The organism is Rudaea sp. (assembly GCF_047601565.1).
Taxonomy (GTDB): Bacteria; Pseudomonadota; Gammaproteobacteria; order Xanthomonadales; family Rhodanobacteraceae; genus Rudaea.
This window is the reverse complement of sequence record NZ_JASGIY010000001.1, coordinates 2,450,562-2,470,855: the sequence shown is the minus strand read 5'-3', so window position 1 is coordinate 2,470,855 and position 20,294 is coordinate 2,450,562. Positions and strand designations below refer to the sequence as shown.

The 20,294-nt window shown below is 67.9% G+C and carries 20 protein-coding genes and 3 pseudogenes; 11 read left to right on the top strand and 12 right to left on the bottom strand.

Annotated features, from left to right (window positions below):
• The first annotated feature begins 5 nt into the window (after nucleotides 1-5).
• The 5 genes and pseudogenes from QM741_RS10775 to QM741_RS10755 form a co-directional block, all read left to right on the top strand.
• Nucleotides 6-212 (top strand): hypothetical protein, encoded by a 207-nt coding sequence (locus QM741_RS10775; protein ID WP_415207701.1) that lies wholly within the window; start codon nucleotides 6-8, stop codon nucleotides 210-212.
• Nucleotides 212-2,638 (top strand): heavy metal translocating P-type ATPase, encoded by a 2,427-nt coding sequence (locus QM741_RS10770; RefSeq protein ID WP_415207700.1) that lies wholly within the window; start codon nucleotides 212-214, stop codon nucleotides 2,636-2,638. The genes QM741_RS10775 and QM741_RS10770 overlap by 1 nt, the downstream gene beginning before the upstream one ends.
• Nucleotides 2,635-2,808, top strand: a complete 174-nt coding sequence (gene ccoS, locus QM741_RS10765) for a cbb3-type cytochrome oxidase assembly protein CcoS (RefSeq protein ID WP_415207699.1) — start codon at nucleotides 2,635-2,637, stop codon at nucleotides 2,806-2,808. The genes QM741_RS10770 and ccoS overlap by 4 nt, the downstream gene beginning before the upstream one ends.
• Complete coding sequence (locus QM741_RS10760; RefSeq protein ID WP_415207698.1) at nucleotides 2,805-3,533, top strand: sulfite exporter TauE/SafE family protein; 729 nt, start codon at nucleotides 2,805-2,807, stop codon at nucleotides 3,531-3,533. Before ccoS ends, QM741_RS10760 begins: the two co-directional genes overlap by 4 nt.
• A gap of 64 nt (nucleotides 3,534-3,597) precedes the next feature.
• Nucleotides 3,598-3,974 (top strand): annotated as a pseudogene (locus QM741_RS10755) (coproporphyrinogen III oxidase); the annotation flags it as partial.
• Between the two features lie 410 nt (nucleotides 3,975-4,384).
• Here QM741_RS10755 and QM741_RS10750 read toward each other — a convergent pair.
• Nucleotides 4,385-4,681 (bottom strand): transposase, encoded by a 297-nt coding sequence (locus tag QM741_RS10750; RefSeq protein ID WP_415207697.1) that lies wholly within the window; start codon nucleotides 4,679-4,681, stop codon nucleotides 4,385-4,387.
• A 96-nt stretch (nucleotides 4,682-4,777) separates the two neighbouring features.
• Between QM741_RS10750 and QM741_RS10745 the strand changes: the two genes are divergently transcribed.
• The 3 genes from QM741_RS10745 (at nucleotide 4,778) to QM741_RS10735 (ending at nucleotide 5,733) form a co-directional block, all read left to right on the top strand.
• Nucleotides 4,778-4,975 (top strand): hypothetical protein, encoded by a 198-nt coding sequence (locus QM741_RS10745; RefSeq protein WP_415207696.1) that lies wholly within the window; start codon nucleotides 4,778-4,780, stop codon nucleotides 4,973-4,975.
• 96 nt (nucleotides 4,976-5,071) lie between these two features.
• Nucleotides 5,072-5,365: a DUF6516 family protein gene (locus tag QM741_RS10740; RefSeq protein ID WP_415207695.1), complete on the top strand. Its 294-nt coding sequence runs from the start codon at nucleotides 5,072-5,074 to the stop codon at nucleotides 5,363-5,365.
• Entirely contained in the window at nucleotides 5,362-5,733 is a 372-nt protein-coding gene (locus QM741_RS10735; protein ID WP_415207694.1) for a hypothetical protein, read from the top strand. The genes QM741_RS10740 and QM741_RS10735 overlap by 4 nt, the downstream gene beginning before the upstream one ends.
• Nucleotides 5,734-5,885: 152 nt before the next feature.
• On the opposite strand, the gene QM741_RS10730 is transcribed toward QM741_RS10735, so the two are convergent.
• Together QM741_RS10730 and QM741_RS10725 are read right to left on the bottom strand one after the other, a co-directional pair.
• Complete coding sequence (locus tag QM741_RS10730) at nucleotides 5,886-6,179, bottom strand: hypothetical protein (protein WP_415207693.1); 294 nt, start codon at nucleotides 6,177-6,179, stop codon at nucleotides 5,886-5,888.
• Nucleotides 6,180-6,216: 37 nt separating this feature from the next.
• A pseudogene (locus tag QM741_RS10725) lies at nucleotides 6,217-6,543 on the bottom strand (5'-3' exonuclease); the annotation flags it as partial.
• Between the two features lie 252 nt (nucleotides 6,544-6,795).
• On the opposite strand from QM741_RS10725, the gene QM741_RS10720 reads away from it, so the two are divergent.
• The 3 genes from QM741_RS10720 to QM741_RS10710 all read left to right on the top strand — a co-directional run bounded on the left by QM741_RS10720 (nucleotide 6,796) and on the right by QM741_RS10710 (nucleotide 9,040).
• Nucleotides 6,796-7,338 carry an RNA polymerase sigma factor gene (locus tag QM741_RS10720; protein ID WP_415207692.1) on the top strand — a complete coding sequence of 181 codons (543 nt, stop codon included), beginning with the start codon at nucleotides 6,796-6,798 and terminating at the stop codon, nucleotides 7,336-7,338.
• A 14-nt stretch (nucleotides 7,339-7,352) separates the two neighbouring features.
• Nucleotides 7,353-8,327, top strand: a complete 975-nt coding sequence (locus QM741_RS10715) for a FecR family protein (protein WP_415207691.1) — start codon at nucleotides 7,353-7,355, stop codon at nucleotides 8,325-8,327.
• Nucleotides 8,328-8,422: 95 nt separating this feature from the next.
• Nucleotides 8,423-9,040, top strand: a complete 618-nt coding sequence (locus tag QM741_RS10710; RefSeq protein ID WP_415207690.1) for a TonB-dependent receptor — start codon at nucleotides 8,423-8,425, stop codon at nucleotides 9,038-9,040.
• Between the two features lie 78 nt (nucleotides 9,041-9,118).
• On the opposite strand, the gene QM741_RS10705 is transcribed toward QM741_RS10710, so the two are convergent.
• From QM741_RS10705 to QM741_RS10665, 9 genes and pseudogenes are all read right to left on the bottom strand, one after another.
• On the bottom strand, nucleotides 9,119-10,171 hold the full coding sequence (locus QM741_RS10705; protein WP_415207689.1) for an asparagine synthase-related protein: 1,053 nt from the start codon (nucleotides 10,169-10,171) through the stop codon (nucleotides 9,119-9,121).
• 140 nt (nucleotides 10,172-10,311) lie between these two features.
• Nucleotides 10,312-10,626 (bottom strand): RES family NAD+ phosphorylase, encoded by a 315-nt coding sequence (locus tag QM741_RS10700; RefSeq protein WP_415209111.1) that lies wholly within the window; start codon nucleotides 10,624-10,626, stop codon nucleotides 10,312-10,314.
• Nucleotides 10,577-10,843: pseudogene (locus tag QM741_RS10695) on the bottom strand (RES domain-containing protein); the annotation flags it as partial. The pseudogene QM741_RS10695 and the gene QM741_RS10700, both read right to left, overlap by 50 nt.
• Nucleotides 10,840-11,226 (bottom strand): hypothetical protein, encoded by a 387-nt coding sequence (locus QM741_RS10690; RefSeq protein ID WP_415207688.1) that lies wholly within the window; start codon nucleotides 11,224-11,226, stop codon nucleotides 10,840-10,842. The pseudogene QM741_RS10695 and the gene QM741_RS10690, both read right to left, overlap by 4 nt.
• A gap of 494 nt (nucleotides 11,227-11,720) precedes the next feature.
• A complete protein-coding gene (locus QM741_RS10685) occupies nucleotides 11,721-12,737 on the bottom strand; it encodes an IS110 family transposase (protein WP_415205730.1) in 1,017 nt (338 codons plus the stop codon).
• A 321-nt stretch (nucleotides 12,738-13,058) separates the two neighbouring features.
• Nucleotides 13,059-13,919, bottom strand: a complete 861-nt coding sequence (gene prmC, locus QM741_RS10680; RefSeq protein ID WP_415207687.1) for a peptide chain release factor N(5)-glutamine methyltransferase — start codon at nucleotides 13,917-13,919, stop codon at nucleotides 13,059-13,061.
• Complete coding sequence (locus tag QM741_RS10675; RefSeq protein ID WP_415207686.1) at nucleotides 13,916-18,136, bottom strand: hypothetical protein; 4,221 nt, start codon at nucleotides 18,134-18,136, stop codon at nucleotides 13,916-13,918. The genes prmC and QM741_RS10675 overlap by 4 nt, the downstream gene beginning before the upstream one ends.
• Nucleotides 18,137-18,230: 94 nt before the next feature.
• Nucleotides 18,231-19,355: a glycerate kinase gene (locus tag QM741_RS10670; RefSeq protein ID WP_415207685.1), complete on the bottom strand. Its 1,125-nt coding sequence runs from the start codon at nucleotides 19,353-19,355 to the stop codon at nucleotides 18,231-18,233.
• A 20-nt stretch (nucleotides 19,356-19,375) separates the two neighbouring features.
• Entirely contained in the window at nucleotides 19,376-20,293 is a 918-nt protein-coding gene (locus tag QM741_RS10665; RefSeq protein WP_415207684.1) for an ROK family protein, read from the bottom strand.
• Nucleotide 20,294: the final 1 nt, after the last annotated feature.

Here is a 20,294-nt window from a genome sequence, read left to right as displayed (position 1 = left end):
AGCGCATGGCCGCCGGACCGAATCTGCGTGGGCAGCAGTGGCATCGCCAGCCCGTCGTCTGGCTGGCGATCGCCCTGTTCGCGGCAATCGTCGCCGGCTGCATCTCGATGATCGTGCTCGGCGCACGCCATGCCGACGAGCCGCTGCCGAACGTGGGTGAGCAGGTGTTCAAGGTGCCGGTGTCGCGGCCGCCTCCGGCGGAGAAAAACTGATGGACGGCGGCGGCTGCTGGCACTGCGGCGAGCCGCTGCCCGTGGACGCCGCGCCGCGCGCCGCGATCGGCGGCACCGAGCGCATCTTCTGCTGCCACGGCTGCCGCGCCGCGGCCGAATGGATCGAACATCTGGGCCTGGCCGACTACTACCGCCTGCGCAGCGCGCCCGCGCAAAAGCCCGCGGCGGACGCCGTCGATGCCGCGTGGGCGCGCGAGGACATCGCCCGCCACGTCGTGCGCGAACTCGGCGCCGGCGAACGCGAGACGATCCTGCTCGTCGAAGGCATCCGCTGCAGCGCCTGCGTCTGGCTGATTGAACGCGCGCTGGTCGCGGTGCCCGGCGTCGTCCGCGTCCAGGTCAATGCCGCCGCGCAGCGCGCGCGCGTCGCCTGGAATCCGGCGCGATGCAACCTGCCGGCGATCCTCGACGCGCTCGCGCGCACCGGCTATCGCGGCCTGCCGCTCGACGTCGCCGCGCTCGACGATTCGCGCCGGCGCGAATCGCGCGCGGCGCTCAAGCGTCTCATCGTCGCCGGCTTCGGCGCGATGCAGGCGATGATGTACGCGAGCGCGCTCTACCTCGGCGCGTTCGATGCGATGGACGCGACCACGCGCGACCTGTTCCGCTGGCTCGGCCTGCTCGTGGCGACGCCGGTCGTGTTCTATGCCGCCGCGCCGTTCTTCGCCGGCGCCGTGCGCTCGCTGAAAGCACGCCGCCTCGGCATGGACGTGCCGGTCGCGCTCGCGGTCGCGCTGATCTATCTCGCCAGCCTCGTCGAAGCGCTGCGCGGCGGCGCCGAGGTCTACTTCGACTCGGTCGGCATGTTCGTGTTCTTCCTGCTCGTCGGCCGCTACCTCGAAATGCGCGCGCGCCATCGCGCCGGCGATCTCGGCGACGCGCTCGCGCGGCTGATGCCGATGTTCGCCGAGCGCGTGCGCGCGGACGCATCGCTCGAACGCATCGCCGCGAGCGCGCTCACGTCGGGCGACCTCGTCCACGTCGCCGAAGGCGCCACGGTGCCGGCCGACGGCGTATTGGAAAGCACGCGCTGCCACGTCGACGAGGCGCTGCTGTCGGGCGAATCCGCGGCGGTGGCGAAAAACCCCGGCGATGCGCTCGTCGCCGGCAGCCTCGTCGTGCAGGGGCCGGCGCGCCTGCGCGTGCGCCAGGTCGGCGCCGGCACCGTGCTCGCCGGCATCGCCGCGCTCGTCGCGCGCGCGCAGACCGAGCGCCCGCGCCTCGCGCAAACCGGCGAACGCGCCGCCGCGGGTTTCGTCGCACGCGTGCTCGCGCTCGCCGCGCTGACCGCGCTGGTCTGGAGCCTGGTCGATCCGGTGCGCGCGTTCACCGCGACCCTGGCCGTGCTCGTTGTCTCCTGCCCGTGCGCGTTCGCGCTCGCGGTGCCGGCCGCGCTGACGCGCGCGCTGGCCGTGCTCGCGCGCCGCGGCGTGCTCGTCGTGCGTCCCGACGCGATCGAAGCGCTCGCGACCGCCACGCATGTCGTGTTCGACAAGACCGGCACGCTGACCCTGCCGTCACTCGCGCTCGAACGCATCGACCTCGTGCGCGCGGGCACGCGCGCGGATGCGCTCGCGCTGGCCGCGGCGCTCGCGCGCGGCAGCCGTCACCCGGTTTCGCGTGCGCTTGCCGAAGCGGCCGGCGATGTGCCGGCGCCGACGGTCGATGCGCTGCGTGAAGTCGCCGGCTGCGGCCTCGAAGGTCGCATCGACGGCCGCGACCTGCGCCTTGGCCGCGCGGATTTCGCGCTTGGCACAACCGCGCCCGAATACGACGACGCCATCGTGCTCGCCGATGCGGACGGCGCGATCGCCGCGTTCCATCTGTCCGAGCGCCTGCGCGCCGACGCGGCCGATGCGATCGCCGCGTTGCGCGCTGCCGGCATCGACGTCGAAATCGCCAGCGGCGACGCCCCGGCCAAGGTCGCCGGCGTCGCCGCCCGCCTCGGCATCGAAGAATGGCACGCGCGCCAGCGCCCGGCCGACAAGCTCGCGCGCCTGGGCGCGCTGCGCGCACAGGGCGCGCGCGTGATCGCGGTCGGCGACGGCATCAACGATGCGCCGGTGCTGGCCGGCGCCGACGTTTCCATCGCGCTCGCCGCGGGCGCCGATCTCGCCCAGGCCTCGAGCGACATCGTGCTGCGCGGCGAGCGCCTCGATGCGATCGCGCAGGCGCGCGCCATTGCGGTCGAAACGATGCGCATCCTGCGCCAGAACCAGCGCTGGGCGCTGTGCTACAACCTCTGCGTCGTGCCGTTCGGCGCGCTCGGCTTCGTGCCGCCGTGGCTTGCGGCGATCGGCATGTCGGCCAGTTCGCTCGTCGTCGTGCTCAACGCGCTGCGCATCGGCCGCGGCACGGAACGGGAACATCGCGCCGCACGATTCGAACGCGAGGCCGTCGCATGAACATCCTGCTCGCGCTGATCCTCGTCTCGATCCTGATGCTGATCGCGGCCGGCATCGCCTTCTTCTGGGCCGTCGACCACGACCAGTTCGACGACATGGACACGCCGAGCCTGCTGCCGCTGCTCGACGATCCGGATCAACCGCCGCCACCGCCGGATCGCGAGCCGTGAGCGGCGGCCTCACCCTCGCCGCCGCGCTGCTGCTCGGCCTCGCCGCGAGCGGCCATTGCCTGGTCATGTGCGGCGGCATCACCGCCGCGCTCGGTCTCGCCACCGCGAAACGCGCCGACGGCCGCCCGCGCACCTCGCTGCTCGCCGCCTACCAGCTCGGCCGCATTATTTCGTACACACTCGCCGGCCTGCTCTCGGGCGGCGTGCTCGGCGGCTTCGTCGCGCTGATCGATCTCGACGCCGTGCGCAACGCGTTGCGCGCCGTCGCGGCCGTCGTGCTGCTGCTCGGTGCGCTCGTCGCCTTCGGCCGCGTGCGCGATCCGGGCTTCGGCGTCGGCCAGCGCCTGTGGAAGAAGCTCGCCCCGCTCGGCCGCCGCCTGCTGCCGGTGACGAGCCTGCCGCGCGCGCTCGCGTTCGGCATGGTCTGGGGCTGGATGCCGTGCGGCTTCGTCTACACGGTGCTGCTGATCGCGGCGATGCGCCTCGACGCGCTCGACGCCGCGGCGACGATGGCCGCGTTCGGCCTCGGCACCGCGCCGGCGCTGTTCGCCGGCGCGCTCGGCGCGCAGCGCCTCGCCGGCTGGGCGCGCCTGCCCGGTGCGCGCCGCACGGCCGGCTTCGTCCTGCTTGCCGGCGCCGCCCTCACCGTCGCGGGCCCGTGGCTGCCGGGCGCGCACTGGCTGCACGCGTGGCTGCCGTTCGACTGTGCGCCGCCGACGCATTGATGCCGCCGCTTTGACCTGGACCTGGATCAATGCCCGCAGCCGGTACGGGCCGCATGATCGCGACATGATCGCCTCCACCCCATCGGCATCGTTCGACGCCGAGTTGATCGCCCGCTACGACGTACCGGGGCCGCGCTAAACCTCGTATCCGACCGCGCCGAACTTCCGCGACGGCTTCGACGAGAATGCGTTGCGCGGCATTGCGCGCGCGTCGAACGAAGATCCGATTCCGCACCGCCTCTCGCTCTACGTGCGCGTGCCGTTCTGCACGAGCCCCTGCCTCTACTGCGGCTGCACGCGCGTGATCACGCGCGACCGCGCGAAGGCCGACGTCTATCTCACCCGCCTCTATCTATCGATCGCGAGATCGAACTCACGGCGCCGCTGTTCGACCGCGACCGCCCGCTCGTGCAACTGCATTTCGGCGGCGGCACGCCGAACGAAAAACGAAACAAAAACGAAACGGTGTCACCATTTCGCCGCCTCCGTCAATAGGCAACAAGATATCCACTCCGCTCGGAAGAGCGGAAGAGGAACGGTAATGCCGTGTCGTGAATGAACCGCTGCCCGGTGTTGTCGGGTGGATGCGGAAGGATTCCGCCCAGTCACCGTTCTGGATCAAGGCTTCTCGCCCCTGAGCTGCGCTCCCAAACACTCGTCGGTTGCCATCGTGCCGTCCAGGTGCCCGCGATGCGGCGCACAGATGCCTGATCTCACCCGAAGGGGATCAACCCAAGAGGGCTCGGACGATGGGCGGTTTCCTCCAACACGGGCGCCGGCGAGGATCGCTATTCAGAGTCCGGGCTGGACGCCAACCCCGTTGCGAGCGGATCGCCGCCGGCATGATCGGATCATCCGAACGCGCGCTGCACGTCGAAGCGGCCGCCGTCGCGCATCAGGAAGTAGCCGGCTCGTGCGAGCTTGTGCGCTACGGCCTTGCGGGCGACGACCTTATGGCATCGACTGGCCTTGCGATCGAACCAGCGCTGGATGGGCGGGCTGAATCGCGTGGCAAAGTTCGCCGCTTCGATCCATGCCCAAGCCAGGTAGCGATTGCCGCACTTGCGGTTGCCGTGGCCTTTCTTCTTGCCGTTGGAAATGCGCTCACTCTTGACCATGCGGCAATACGAAGCATACCCGTTACCCAAGAGTATTACGAGCGCGTCGGTTATCGGTACTGGCCTCGCAAGACATGAGGCTGCCAAAGCTCGCGCAGCGGCTCGCGCCGCTGCGCACCCGTGCGCGTGAAAGTCACGCCGAGCGAGGCGGCTAATGGCGTCGATGGATCGCTTTACAGCATCGAAAGCCGCTTGCGTGCTGTTGTACCCGCACTCCTGCGCAATGTCGGAGAACGTTCGGCCTTCCTTGCGAAGTTCAAGCGCCTTTGCGGCTCGCTCTTTCGCTTCGATGGTTTCCGGCTTCGTTTTCTGGCCGTTTCTTGACTTTCCTGCGGGCATAAAAAAAGCCGCTTTCGCGGCCTCCTGTTGTGGTGTGAGTGATATATTGCATTTTCACAATATGATGCTACAATGCAACGCATGGAAGCGAAACCCATCATCAACGACAAAACCGTCACCGACGCCCTGATAGTTCAGCGCGTTGTCTGGTTGCTTCCCGCGAAAACCGAGGAAAGGCCACACGGGTTGAAGTACCGGCTCTACTGCGGAACGACCGAAGGCGTGTGCATCGTGCGCTACGACAACGAGGCGGGGAAAGGCGATCACCGGCACTACGGCGAACGCGAGGAAATCTACACATTCACAACGCTTGCCGCCCTGATCCAAGACTTCCACGCCGACATTGCCCGACTCACCGGAGAACCCAAACCATGAAAGCCATCATCGATATTGCCACTCGCAGCGAAACCTTCGATCACGCCCTAACCATCGCTCGTCGCGTGGACGCGGGGGAACCCGTGCCCGCAGCGGATTACCGGCTACACTTCGATTCGGCCCGACTGCTGTTCTCCAAGCTCACGCCATCCCGCGTCGAACTGCTCGATACCCTTCGCAAGGTAGGCGCGTGCAGCGTGTACGCTCTGGCGAAGGCCGCGAGCCGCAACTATTCCAACGTGCACAGTGACGTGGCCGCACTGGAAACGCTCGGCTTGATCGAACGCGATGCCGTAGACGCGGTTTTCGTGCCGTTTGATTCGGTGGAAATCCACCTTGGCCGCAACCGGAATGCAGTAGCGGCCTGAATAAGTGCCAGCCCGAAGGCTGGCGGGGGATTACGAACCGGAAGTGCGCGAAGCGGCCCTGGATGCAGTGTTGCGACCGCCGCCCTTCTTGCCGCCAACCTTCGCCTTGATTTTCCCGGTCACTTTCTTCTTCGTAGCCATTGTGTGTTTCCTCACGTCATAGCGGCCCAATCAGGATCAATCCTTGGAGTCGGGTTGTACGGCACTTCTGCCGATGGCAATTCGATTCCAAGCCGTTTGGCGACAAGCGGGCCGTCCAAATACTTGTCGCCAATATCCAAGATTCCAAGCGCGGACAGAAACGCTTCCTTCTGCTCCCGGTTCTGGAAACAAAGACACGCCCAGTATTCCGAATCTGTCGCAGCAACGAATCTCTCTTGCCGCAGGCGGAAATCCAGCTCTTGCTCATTGCTCTTGCTGTTTTCGGAGCGTTGAGCGGTTTTCATCCATGCCCGAAGAACTGGATCGACTCACCGCATCCGCGGCTGGCGCGGCAGCCTCCAGTTCCTTCAGCGCCGCATTGAACTCGTAGCGCGTGTACAGCTCGCGCAGCGTTTCCGTATCGGCGTCGCGCATCACAAGATCGGCCGGCTTTTCCGCCAGCGCGACATCGGTCTTGATGACCGTCAGCGTGCGTGACAGCGGCAACTGCGGGAGTGCCCGGCGCAAGTTCTCGCCGATTTTGCCGCCGACCTTGTCGGCGTTCGCGATCACGCCGTCCAGCGTGCCGTACTCGGCCAGCCATTTCGCCGCCGTCTTCGGTCCGCATTTCTCCACGCCGGGCACGTTGTCGACCGCATCGCCCATCAAGTTAAACGGTGAGTCAAACGAGTTAAACAGTCAAACGGTGCCAGAGACACTTTTGTCGAGACACTTTTGTCGGGGAGAGAAGGTAGGGTTGCGTCGCCTTCGCGTGTTTCGATCTAGATAGGTTTCGCACAAACGTGCTGTTTTCACTGCAACCCCTCGCATTTTCTAGGGTTTCCGCGGCGCCGGCCATTGACACTAGCTTGAGCTAAACAGAATATTGATATGCCGTAGCGGAGAGCGAGGGGCGTCAGCGTGTCGAAGTCCTGGGCCGAATGGGCAGAAGCGCCGCCATGCGACGCCGGGGTCGACGCCTTCGTGCGCGAGAACCAGGCCGACCTGCTGACCTTCTTCCGCGACCGCGGCGCGCAGCCGCAGGATGCCGCCGACCTCGCGCAGGAATCCTGGAACCGGCTGATGCGCTACCGCAGCGATCAGTCGCCCGCGTTGCTGCGCAGCCTGCTCTTCACCATCGCCCACAACGTGCTCAAGAACCATTGGCGCTGGAACGCGCTGCATCAGCTCGAACAGCCCACCGATTTCGCCGAGTTCGATGTGGCGTCCGAAGCGCCCGCCGTGGAGCGCCAGTGGCAGGCGCGGCGCTGCCTGGAATCGCTCGAAGCGGCCGTCGCGCGCTTGCCTGACAAGTGCCGCACGGTGTTCCTGCTCAGCCGCATCGAAGGGCTGAGCAATGCCCAGATCGCCCAGCGCTGCGGCATTTCCGTGAAGATGGTCGAAAAGCATCTCGCCAAAGCGATCCTGCAATGCCGCGCCCAGGTAGGGAACATCGACCCTTGAGTGTTAGTAGCAGCATGAGCCCCGCGCACGACGCCATCCAACAGCAGGCCGCCGACTGGTTAGCCAAGCGCCGCGACGGCGCCCGCAGCGCCGGCGAGGAAGCGGCCTTCGAGGCGTGGCGCCGGCAAAGCGAAGCGCATGCCGGCGCCTACGCCGAGACCGAACGCGCATGGGAGCAGTGGAAAGGGTTGCAGCACTCCGCACGTCTGCGCGAGATGACCGCCGCGGCGATGGCCGCCACGGCGCCGCGCCGACGCCGGACAACCCGCCGCTGGCGGCCGCTGCTGGCGGCGGCAGGTCTGGCGGCCGTGGCCCTGTTCGGCGCCGGCCTCTGGCAACTGCGGACGCCGGCGCCGCCGGCGCTGGTATACCGCACCGGCCTGGGCGAGCAGCGCACCGAACGATTGACCGACGGCACCCGCATCATCCTCAACACCCAGACGGAAGTGTTGGTGCGCTACAGCCGCGAGCGGCGCGAAGTCACGCTGCAACACGGCGAGGCGATGTTCGAGGTCGCGCACGACGCCGACCATCCCTTCACGGTGATCGCGGGCCAAGGCACCGTCACCGACCTGGGTACACAGTTTCAGGTTCGCAACGAAGATGGCATGGCTACGGTCACTCTGTTGCAAGGGAGCGTGGAAGTCGCTGCGCCGGCCGAGCGCAAGCAATTGGCGCCGGGCGAACAGGCCCGGTACGGCGACAACATTGTCGGCATCCGCGTGCGCCAAGTGGATACGAGTTTGGTCGACACGTGGACTCACGGTCGCATGGATTTCAGCGGCCTGCCGCTGGCCAAAGCCGTGGCCGAAGCCAACCGCTATTCCGCGGTCAAGTTGCGCGTGGGAGATCCGCGGCTGGCCGATCTGCCCGTGGGCGGCAGTTTCCGCATTGGCGACAACGCCGCTATCGCCGCGGCATTGGCCAGCGTCTTCCCCGTGCGCGTGGCGCGCAGCGATACGCATGAGATCGTGTTGATGCCGCGTTGAACGGCTTCCTCCCCTGCGAAACCGTTTCCTGCCGCAAACCCCACTTCATTTATTCGAGACGGGATTGAAGAAGAGGTATCGATCTGGACGGCGCGTTGTTTGCGCTCCCCAGCGGGAATGCGCGAGCCTCGTTCGGCGTCGGGTGGCGCGAAGTAGCGTTCGAGCAAAAAAACCTCATCACCGGTAACGGGTCGGTTCCAGAAGTAACAAATTCGGATCGGTACGTTTACAGCGAAATCAGTCTTCCCGTCCTTACGAAATTGTCATTCAACGGCGCCCTTCGCTACGACGATTACAGCACTTTCGGCGGTACGACCAACCCGAAGATCGGGGCGATCTGGAACGTAACACCGAGCCTCGACATCCGGGCAAATTGGGGCAAGAGCTTCAAGGCACCCACACTTACCCAGCAATACGGGGCGTCTAGCGTGGCGGTATACAAAGCGAGTGCAGTCGGAATCGCGGGTGCGCCAAGTGATGCAACAGTGCTCGCCGCAAGCGGAGCGAATCCCGATCTCGCTCCAGAACGGGCCGACGTCACTACCGCTGGCATCGCATTCCACCCACAGTTTCTGCCGGACGCTACCGTCGAACTCGGGTGGTTCGACATCGACTATGTTCGGCCGAGTCCATGCCGCTCGCGCGAGACGAGTACACGCCAACTCGATACCGAGCTTTGCGTGTTGGCGGTTCCAAACCAAAGTACGCGGTAGAGTCGGTCGCGGCAATGCGGTTGAGGCACGCAAGATGCGTTGCATACCAGATGAATGCATCCGCCCCGCTTTGTGTCATCATGCTCTCTGCTGCGCGTTCGCCGTCCAATGTTGGAGCCAAGCTTCGATGTAAAGATGATGCATTAACGCTCCCGTTCTAGACGGTTCTTTCGTGGGCACAGTTGGCAGGGCTGCTTCGATCTGTTTGGGGTCGAGCAATTTCTCCTTCACGAGAATGCCATCCAGAAGCATTTCTCGGATCAGCAAAACGTTTTTGTCGATAACCTCGCGTATCGTCCGTGAAGGGCCGCCTTTGGTGTTCCGTCGAATAACATCCGCCGGCAGGTCGTTGGCGAATGCCAAGCGTGCAACAGCACGGTCCCAGCCGCCAGCCACATTCAGAAACGATTCGACGCGAAGACTGCATTCGACCAGCGGCTGTCCCGTAAGAGGTCGAACGATCGGGGGATCGGTCCGGCAAATAAAAGGCAACTCGTATGGCATTTCCAGTGTCAGGATTGAAATCAACATCAGGTTTCCGATCGAGAGCTGCTCGGCCCTTTGAAGCCACGGATGCACGAAGCGCTGGAGCTCTCGCTCGAATTGCGAAACAGCTTCCGGGGTGAGCATACGACCATGCAAGTATGAGTCGTGAGACGATCGCGACTTTTCATACATGTAGTGACTCCACGGTCCACGCGGTGGCCTTAGAAGACCGGCATATAAGGCGAAACCGAGTACGCGCCACACCGACAAGCGTTGCCGCAGAGCGACATCGTATGCCACCCGAAAGAGGCCGGGCCGAATGCCATGCCGGCGGACGTACTCGGCCGCCGCCAGCAGCGGCTCAGCGCGGCCGAAAACGGCGTCGCCCATTGAGCCCGAGAATATGGCTGTGGCGCCCCGCTGTTGTGCAAGGTTGATCACGCTGCGAAATGAGTTGGGGAAAACGGTGTCAGAGACACTTTCCGGAGACACTTTCCGAAACACTTTCTGATGGTTGCGGAAAGTGCCTCTGACACCGTTTTCCAGACACCGTTTTCCCACGTCGGGCTCGCGCGCCCGCAGGAGCGCTCGCTCGTGCGCGTCGCCGTCGCGTTGCTGCTGCAGGATCCCGGTTTGTTTCGCCACCGAAATCGAGCCGCCGCATACGTTCTCGGCGCTGCGTCAGCCGGGCATTCCCTGCAAACCGCAGAGCGGAATCGAGCCCTGAAGGCGGCTCAACTCAGTCATGACGATATGCCGAGAAAGTCGACTCCTACCCCCTGCTCTCAGCCGGGGTCGGGCCAGGACTTGCGATCGCGCGGCAGCAGGCCGTCTGGATCGTGCACCTCGAACAGGTCGTCGGCCGTCAGCATATCCGGATACACCACCAGGTTGCCGCCGCCCGGTTGCTGCGTCGACGGGAACGCCAGGCCGACCGCACCCGACGCCAGCACCCGGTCGGCCATCTCCCAGGTCGGCGGTTCGATCCGCTGGCGGAACCACAGAATCCTTCCACGCGCAGTCCCAGTCCCGCCACAGCGCGTCCCACGCCGGCGAGTAGCCGGCGCTGAAGTCGACGATGCGGCGGAGCGTGACGCGATAGGCCGCCACGGTGCCGGGCGAGAACAAGCGTTGCGCCTGCCCGTATTCGGCGACGGCAGTCTCCGGCGCGGCCGACAGATACACCGCGTGCGTGCCGGGGCGATTGAAGCGGCCGCCCTTGGCCGCAGCGCCGGCGCCGCTGCGGGGCTGGAACGCCCAGTTCGGCGTCAGCACGCGGTAGTACGCCGCCTCCGGTCCGACGGCAGCGTAGATCATCCGGTGGCGCCAGCCGACAGGTTGATCAGGTAGTCGCGCACGCTCTCGGCGAGGCCGTCGGCCACCAGTTGTTCCGCCGTCCGTCCATCCAATTCCAGCAGCGGCACGTTGCGGAACCAGAACACGGCCCGCTGCCGATCGCCGCCGGTCAGTTCCACCGCGATCGCGAGCACGTTCGCCGCATCGCGCAGGAAATCCTGCAGCTTCTCGGCGTCCGGCGAACGGGTGGTCGTGGTCCGGTGCACCTTCGCCAATTCGGCCAACCGCTGGATCGTAATGTGCAGCGTTTCACTGAAGGCGGACGGGGAAAAATAGGCCGCCCCCGGCTCCCGCAGTTCCTCCAGGAACCGGGCGGCATGGTCGTGGTTCAGGACGGCATTCATAGGCGGATAGCTGGCTATAGAATGACGCAATTATGATGCAATTTTGACGCTTGTCAAGCGAAAACCCCGGAAAACGGGAAAACGAAAAACGAAAACAAAACGAAAACGGTGTCACCATTTCGCCGCCTCCGTCAATAGGCAACAAGATATCCACTCCGCTCGGAAGAGCGGAAGAGGAACGGTAATGCCGTGTCGTGAATGAACCGCTGCCTGGTGTTGTCGGGTGGATGCGGAAGGATTCCGCCCAGTCACCGTTCTGGATCAAGGCTTCTCGCCCCTGAGCTGCGCTCCCAAACACTCGTCGGTTGCCATCGTGCCGTCCAGGTGCCCGCGATGCGGCGCACAGATGCCTGATCTCACCCGAAGGGGATCAACCCAAGAGGGCTCGGACGATGGGCGGTTTCCTCCAACACGGGCGCCGGCGAGGATCGCTATTCAGAGTCCGGGCTGGACGCCAACCCCGTTGCGAGCGGATCGCCGCCGGCATGATCGGATCATCCGAACGCGCGCTGCACGTCGAAGCGGCCGCCGTCGCGCATCAGGAAGTAGCCGGCTCGTGCGAGCTTGTGCGCTACGGCCTTGCGGGCGACGACCTTATGGCATCGACTGGCCTTGCGATCGAACCAGCGCTGGATGGGCGGGCTGAATCGCGTGGCAAAGTTCGCCGCTTCGATCCATGCCCAAGCCAGGTAGCGATTGCCGCACTTGCGGTTGCCGTGGCCTTTCTTCTTGCCGTTGGAAATGCGCTCACTCTTGACCATGCGGCAATACGAAGCATAGTCGCCCACCTCGGCGAAGCGCGCGACGTCTCCGGTTTCCAGCGCGATCGTCATGGACAGAATCGAACCGACGCCCGGTATCGAACGCAATACGCGCTGTTCGCTATGGCGGACGGGCGAGGCGAGGACCCACTTTTCCACCTGCCGAATCTGCTCTTCCACGTGCAACCAGACCTGCAACTGAGCCAGCACGCCATAGCGCACCGACGGATCGGGCAAGGCCCGCTCGATGACTTCGCCCGAGAGCTGGCGCACCGCATTGGCCGAGATGCGCTGTCCGGTATGTCTGGCCCAGCTCGATTGCACCGACAACATCAGACCGACGGCCATGCGCACCAACTGGAAGCGGCGACGCAGCAGGTCGCGAATCGCACGCTGATCGCGCGGGTAGATATACCCTTCGGGCAGAATCCCCAGACGCAACAGATGCGCCAAGTGCCGGGCATCGGATTCGTCACCGCTGTACTTGAGTCCGTCGTACTGCGGCACGGCCGCGGTGTTGGCCAAGTGCACACGATAGCCATGATCCTTCAGGCCATCGACGAGCCAATACCAGTTGTAGGTCGATTCGACAACCAGACCGGCAATCTCCTCTCGAAAAGGCTCCAGCGTTTTGAGGATTGCCGGCAATTCATTGGGTAAGCGGCATTGCCGCAAGGGCCGATCGGTTTCGTCGATCACGGCCAGCACGCTATTGCTGGAATGCAGATCGATGGCTGCGTAAAGTGACATGGCTGCCTCCTGTCGCGGGGGGGATGTTCAGAACTTCGCAAGTCCGAACATACCGCCACGCGCAGGCGGCGGCGACATGAGTCTTCAGAGTCGAGTTTCTTCGATCTCCGCGTATGAAACCTCAGGTTCGGATCAGCGCGGTAGGTTGGGATGAGCGCAGCGAACCCCAACGCGCATAATGGGCCTGGAACGCTTGCGAGCGGCAGGTTTTCGGGGTGGTTGATTGTTGGGGTTCGCTGCGCTCACCGCCAACCTACGGGCCACGGGCCGATCACCTTTACGTTCCGCATCAGCCGCCCACTTGTACGTGGATGCGTATCGTCACGCTCTTGCGCCGCAAACCCGTTCGCGGTTCTCGAGATCGCAGGCGGTCGCCGCGTTCGTGTATCCGTTCGCGCCGAGGATGTCGCGCACGCTGCGGCCTTGGTCGTGCCCGTGTTCGACAAACAGCCAGCCGCCCGGCGCGAGATGGTGCCTTGCCTCGCGCGCGATCGTGCGGATCGCGTCGAGGCCGTCGGCGCCCGACGACAGCGCGAGCGCCGGCTCGAAGCGCAGGTCGCCCACGCCGAGATGCGCGTCGCCGAGCGCGATGTACGGCGGATTGCTGGCGATCAGGTCGAATTCGCGTCCGGCGAGCGCGGCGAACCAATCGCTCTCGACGAACTCGACGTTGGCGATCGCGAGGCGCCGCGCGTTCTCGCGCGCGACCGCGAGCGCGGCGGCGCTGGCGTCGGTCGCGAGCACGCGCGTCCGCGGGCGCGCGTGCGCCAGAGCGAGCGCGATCGCGCCCGAACCCGTGCCGAGATCGGCGATACGCAACGCGGCATGCGGCGGAATCCTTTCGAGCGCGAGTTCGACCAGCAGTTCCGTTTCGGCGCGCGGAACCAGCACGGCGGGCGTGACGAGCAGGTCGAGTCCGAAGAATTCGCGCCGCCCGACGATATAGGCAATCGGCTCGCCGGCCGCGCGGCGCGAAGCGAAACAGCGGAACTGCCCGGCCGGCGCCGCGGCGACCTCGTCGTCGGCGTGCGCGAACAGCCACGCGCGGTCGACGCCGAGCGCATGCTGCAATAGCACTTCCGCTTCGCGTCGGAATTCGCCCGTGCATTCGCCGCCTTCGCCGCGACCGCCCAGCGCAGCGAGGCCATCGGCCAGCAGCGAGCGTACAGTCGCCGCGCTCACGCTTTCTCCGCACCGGGCTGCGCGGCGACGGTCGTCGCCACGCGTTTCGTCTCGGGTCGCGCCTGCCAGTAGCCGCCGCGCGTCCACGCGGTCCAGGCGTCGCGCAGCCAGCCGATCAGCGCATTCGCCAGCCACAGCGCCCAGGCGAGCATCAGCATTTTGTATACCCACAGCGGCAACGAGTACGCGCCCGCCTGCGGCAGCGCGTCGGCGGCCCGGTCGGCGAACCACGTCAGCGTCTGCGCCCCGGAACCGTTGCCGGCGACGTGCATGTCGGGCGCGCCGAGCAGGCCCTGAGGAATCGCCGAAACGAGCGCGACGAGCGCGACGACGGTCAGCGCGGCCAGGGCGACCTGGACGAGATCGAAGCGCCACCACGGTTCGTTCGTCGCGCAGCGTGCGCGCGCATCGAACGCGAACAGCCAGGCGACGACGACGAGCAACGCGATCCACGAAAACGTCGAAAAGCCGAGGCCGAGCAGCAGCCAGTCGCGGAACTTCAGCGACGTGCGCCGCGTGCGCGCCAGCGCCCAGGCGACGGCGATCATGACGACGAGTTCGCCCCAGTACAGCACCGCCGGGCCGACCGCGGGGCCGGACGTGGCGAGCAGCCAGCGATCCGCCGGCAGTTGCTGCGACAACGCGACGTTCGCCGCGGGCAGGCCGAGCGCGACGGCCGGCGTGCGCGCGGCGAAACCGAGCGCGGCGGCATCGCGGAACGCCACTTCGTAGCGCTGCACGCCGGGCTTGACCGGCAGCGCGAGCTTGCCGTCCCGCGCGCGCTGGGCCAGCGTTTCGCCGTCGCGCCGCACGGCGGTGACGTCGGCGCCGGTCGGCAGCGCGATCGTCTGCTCGCCGCCCTCGCTCGCGCGCAGCGTGAAATTCAGCGTGTGCGAGGCGCCGCGCTGGCCCGCCTCGCTCGTCAGCGCCACCGCGTCGATCGCGCGCGTCGCGCCCGCGACCGGCGCGGGTCGCGTGACTTTCACGGTCAGGGTTTCGCCGGGCAGCGGATGGAATTCGAAGTTGCGGTAGTCGTTCGCGTCCTCGTCCGCGTCGAGGCCGACGCCGGGCACGCCGGAAAACTCCGCGTGCCAGGTCGGGCTGACGAGCACGCGCCAGACCTCGGCGCGGTCGGCGAGCGCGGGCGCGGTCAGGGTCAGCGTGTCGGCCTTGTCCAAGGTGCCGCTCCACGCCGCCTCCGCGGCGCCGTCGGCGATCGCGACGGTCGCCGTGGAATTCTGTACTTTTATACCCGGCGTCGACACGTGCTCGCCGGCGAGCACGGGAACGGAGACGGTCATGCCGCCGCTTGCCGGCGACAGGCGTTGCGCCTGCATGCGCACGCTCCAGTCGAGGCCGAGCGACAGCGAGCGCACGACGCGCACGTACGCCGGGAACTGCTGCGCGCCGAGTTCGGGCTTCGCGCCTGCCCCGGCGCGCGCCCGGGCGAGGTTGACGCCGGTGCCGAGCAGGCGGTCGTCCTCGATGCCGCTCGCGGTCCAGCCCTTGCCGCCTTCGAACAGCGCGCGCGCCGGCACGAGGGCGAAATTCAGCGCGAGGCGATCGGCGTGCGCCGCGTAGGCGACCTCGACGCGGTGCACGCCGCGGTCGAGCGCAATCCAGTCGCCGCCGTCGGCGGCACGGGCGACAGGCACGTCGACGCCGTTGTCCACTTTTACACTTTTCAGCGTGGCGCCCGCGTCCGCGCGCGGCAGCGGCACGGCGAGGCGTTCGCCGGCGTGCATCTCGAGCACCGCGGTTATCGCGTCGTCGCCGGCGGACAACTGCATCTGCGCGACGCTCGCGCAGGCCGGCGCGCATTTCGGCGCTTCGGTCAGGCGCGCGCGCAGTTGCTGCAGCAGTTCGTCGGAGGGAAGGTCCTGCGCGCGCGCGGCCGGCGCGGCGCACAGGCATGCCGCGATCGCCAGCGCGGCCACGCCGGCCGCCGCCGTGCGCGACGCCCGCGGCCATTGCGCGCGGCCACGCCATGCGTTCCACGCCAGCCAAGCGAGCAGCGCGACGAGTACGCAGCGCAGCGGCCGCACCAGCCACGGCGGCGCGATGACGAGGCGCACGTTCTGCGCCGGCGCGACCGGCCCGCTCCAACCCAGTTGCGCGGTGCTGCCGAGGCTCCAGTCCGGCTCGCCCGCGCCGGTCTGCATCACGGTGGACCGGCTGTAGTGGTCGATCAGCCGGGACTGCGCGATCCTGCTGCCGGTGACGGCGACGGATTCCAATCCCGCGGAATTGCGTTGCGGGCCGGCATCCATGCGTTTCTCCATGATCTTCGGCGCCGGACTCGGCAGCGGAGTGGCCATCGCCGCGGCCTCATCCTCCAAGGCCGGCGGCGCAGCTGCAGGCGCTTGCGCAGGCATGATCCGATGAAACTTGTGGCGATACAGCGTGCCGTTGTCGGCGGGCGCGCCACCGACCACGCGCTCGGCATCGCCCGCGACGTAGTACGCGTAACCGCCGCCCTCCTCCAATTGCGGATACAACGCATAGCGCACCTGGTCGGCGACGAACGGCAGCGCGACGAGCGCGAGCGCGAGCAGCGCCGTGCGCCGCAGCCATTGCGTGGCGATCTGCAATTTCCCCGCGGGCAGCACGCGCAGGATCAAGCCGAGCGCGAGCACGGCGACCAGCGTCCACAGCGGCGACCCGGACTCCTGGTAGCCGAGCGCGAGATACGCCGTCGCGGCCAGCGCGCCGACGATGCCGAGCAGGCGCCACGCGAGCAGCGCGACGATCGCGGCAACGAACACGTCGAGCAGGGTCCAGCGCGACATCCAGCTGCCTTCGACGCGGTCGGCGCCCGGCGCGGCGAGCAACCGGTAACCGAATGGGAAATGCAGCGTCGCGTCGATGCGGTCGAAGGTCTGCTGCCAACCGGCCGCGGGCAGGTTCGCCACGGCGTCGATGCGGACGCTGCCGGCGAGATCGACGTTCGGCGTGCGCCATTCGACGCCGGACAGCGCCTCGTTCGCGCCGCGCGTGACCAGCAACGCCTCGCCTGCTTTGTCTGCGACGGCCGCGTCGGCGCGTTCGAGCTTGAACGGCGCGGCGACGTCGAGGCGCCAGCCCTGCACCATCGACCCCGCGACGACGTCTTTCGCGTACCAGCCGCCGCCGGCGAAATCGAGCCACGCCTCGCGACGCAGCGTGAGCCGGTTGGCGTCGTCGGGCGACAGGCCGCGCGAGCGTTCCTCGATCGCGAGCTTGTCGCCGTCGCCGAGCGCGAACGCCGGCAGGCCGCGCCACTCGTCCGGCACCTGCGCCTGCTGCGGGTCGACCGACAGCGGCGCGACCGCGTTCGTCGCGCGTAGGCGCGGCGCGGCCTGGTAGCTCCAGATTTCCTGCCGCGGCCATGGCGCGGCGGCGATGCGCGCGACGAACGCGGCGAGCGGCGCGACGGCGCGCGCGTCCAACGCCAGCGTCGCCGCGCCCGGCTGCACCTGCACGTGCAGGCGGCCGTCGTCGTCGAGTCGAGCCGGCCAGTCGCCCACGAGCGCGGTCGCGACGAAGCCTTCGGGCAATACCGGACCCAACGTTTCCTCGCGCGCCTGGCCGGAAACGGCGAAGCGGATCCGGGTGGTCAACGTCGCCGGCACGCCGTCGCTCAATTCGCGGAACACGTGCAGTTCGACGCTGTCCGCCTCGGCCGTGGCGGCGCCGCCACGGCCGAGCGTGAGCGCGTCGCCGTCGCGCTGCACGGGCGCGACCGCGTTGCCGTCGACGCTCAGTGCGACGAGTCCGATCGCGCCCGGCACGCGCAGCGACTGCGGGCGCTCGCGCCAGGCGATCGTGCCGGCGACGTCGTAGTTTCCCGCGCTCAGCCACAACGCCGGCACGCCATCGCGATCGAGCGCCGGCTGCGCCTGGCCGTTGACCCTGACCTGCTGCGGCCAATGCTGCGCATCGCCCGGCAGCGCGACCCACGACGGCGCCTCGACGCGCCAGCGCAGCGCGAACGCGGCGCCGTTCGCGTCGGCGTCGAGCCTGAGGCGGCCCGGCCAGGCGCAGATGCGGCCGTTCGCGTCGTCGGACATCGGCGTGGCGAGGAACGGGCAGGCGCGGAAGTCGAGATCCTTGAGCACCCAGCCGCGCCAGTCGCGCAGCGGCGCGGGAATCGCCGCGTCGTCCGGCGCCGACGTCGCGGCGAACGCGAGATTGCAGATCATCAACGACGCGAAGCAGCGCAGCAGGAATCCGGACACGGAGTTCTCCTCGATCGACGGTCGATGTGGCGTGCAACGTGCGACGACCCGGCGCGGGGTTGCGCATGCGGCGATGATAGCCGGCGGCGCGGCTTCAGGCGCGCGCGGCGAGATCGCAAGCGGCCGCTTCGAGACGCCGCGCATGTTCGGCAGCGTCGATCGACGCAGGCAGCGCGGCGTCGCCCGCGACCAGCGCCGCCGCGCGCTCGAACGGCAGCTTCGCCGTCGCCACGTCGATGCGGCCGAACAGGCCCCACGCGGGCACGCGATGCACGCGCGCGAGTTGCGCGAGGCGATACGGCGCCTTGCCGTCGAGCGAGGTGGCGTCGAACGCGCCCTCGCCGGTGACGACCAGATCGTGCGCGCGCACCAGCGCATCGAGGCCGATTTCGTGGCGCAGGATGTCGAAACCCGAGTCGAGGCGCGCGCCGCAGAACGCCATCAGACCGAATCCGCAGCCGCCCGCCGCGCCCGCGCCGGGAATGCGCGCGAGGTCCACGCCGAGATCGCGCTCGACGATGCGCGCGAGCCGGCGCAGCGCGCGGTCGAGCGTGCGCACCGTCGGCGCATCGGCGCCCTTCTGCGGCGCGAACTGGAACGCCGCGCCACGGCGGCCGAACAAGGGGTTGTCGACGTCGCACGCGGCGAGGATGCGCACGCGCGGGCGCGGCTTCGGCGCGACGATGCGCTGCAACTGCAACAACCCCGCGCCATTCGAATCGATCGCCTCGCCGTGGCGGTCGAGGAATTTCCAGCCGAGCGCCGAAGCCAGACCGACGCCGCCCTCGTTCGTCGCGCTGCCGCCAAGGCCGACGACGATGCGCTTCGCGCCGGCCGCCAGCGCGCGCCGGATCAACACGCCGCTGCCGAACGTCGATGTGCGCGACGCATCGCGCAGGGCTGGCGGCAACTGCGCGAGGCCCGATGCGGCGGCAAGGTCGAGCACCGCGGTCGCGCCGTCGCCGAGCAGGCCCCAGCCGGCGACGCAGGCGCGTCCCGCGGCGTCCGTCGTGCGTGCGCGGCGCCACGCGCCGCCGGTCGCGGACAGCAGCGCACGCGCGAATCCCTCGCCGCCGTCGGCGAGCGCCTGCGTCGTGAAATGCGCGTGCGGCCACGCGCGCTTCAGTCCGCGCACGATCGCGCGCGCGGCCTGCGCGGAAGTCAGCGTGCCCTTGAACTTGTCGGGCATCACGAGCACGCGCAGCGCGGAAGTCGTCATCGCCCGCCCTGTCGCGACGCTCATCCCGCCGTGGCGAAGTCGCGCGCCAGTTCGAGCGCGCCGACGACGCCCGCCCGACCGCCGAGCCGCGCGGGCACGACGAGTTCGTCGAGCCCGATTCCGTATGCGGCGAAGTCGAGATAACCGTTGAGCAGTTCGCACAGGCTCATCCGCACGCGCGCGAACAGATGCGCCTGCATCATCACGCCGCCGCCGAGGATGATCCGCCGCGGCGCGCAGGTGACGAGCAGGTTGACGCACAGCGCGGCGAGATAGCGCGCCTGCAGCGTCCAACCGTGATGTTCGGGCGGCAGGTTCTCAGCGCCGGTGCCCCAACGTTCGCGCAGGGCCGGCCCCGAGGCGAGGCCCTCGATGCAACGGTCGCCGTGGAACGCGCAGACTCCGGCGAACGCCGCGTCCTCGGCGAGCTTGGGCACGTGCATGTGACCGACTTCGGGATGGGCGAAACCGTAGACGATGCGGCCGTTGGCCATGAGCCCCGCGCCGATGCCGGTGCCGACGGTCACGTAGACGACGTCGTCGCAACCGGCGCCCGCGCCGTGGCGCGCTTCGCCGAGCAGGGCGACGTTGACGTCGGTGTCGATCGCCGCCGGCGCGCACGCGCCGCGCGAAATTTCGCCGAGGATGTCCACCCCCTCCCAGCCCGGCTTCGGCGTGCGCGCGATGCGCCCGTACTGCGGCGCGCCGCGGCGCACGTGCACCGGCCCGAACGAGCCGATGCCGACCGCCGCGACCGCGCCGTGGCGCACCCGGGCCTCGACGAAAAAATCGGCGACGCGGGCGAGCGTCTCGTCGGGCGTCGTCGTCGCGAACGAAGCCTCCGCGACCAGGCGGCCGCCGGGCTCGCCGAGCGCGCAGACGAACTTGGTGCCGCCGGCCTCGACGGCGCCGTAAAGGGAATGCGGGGAATTCGACACG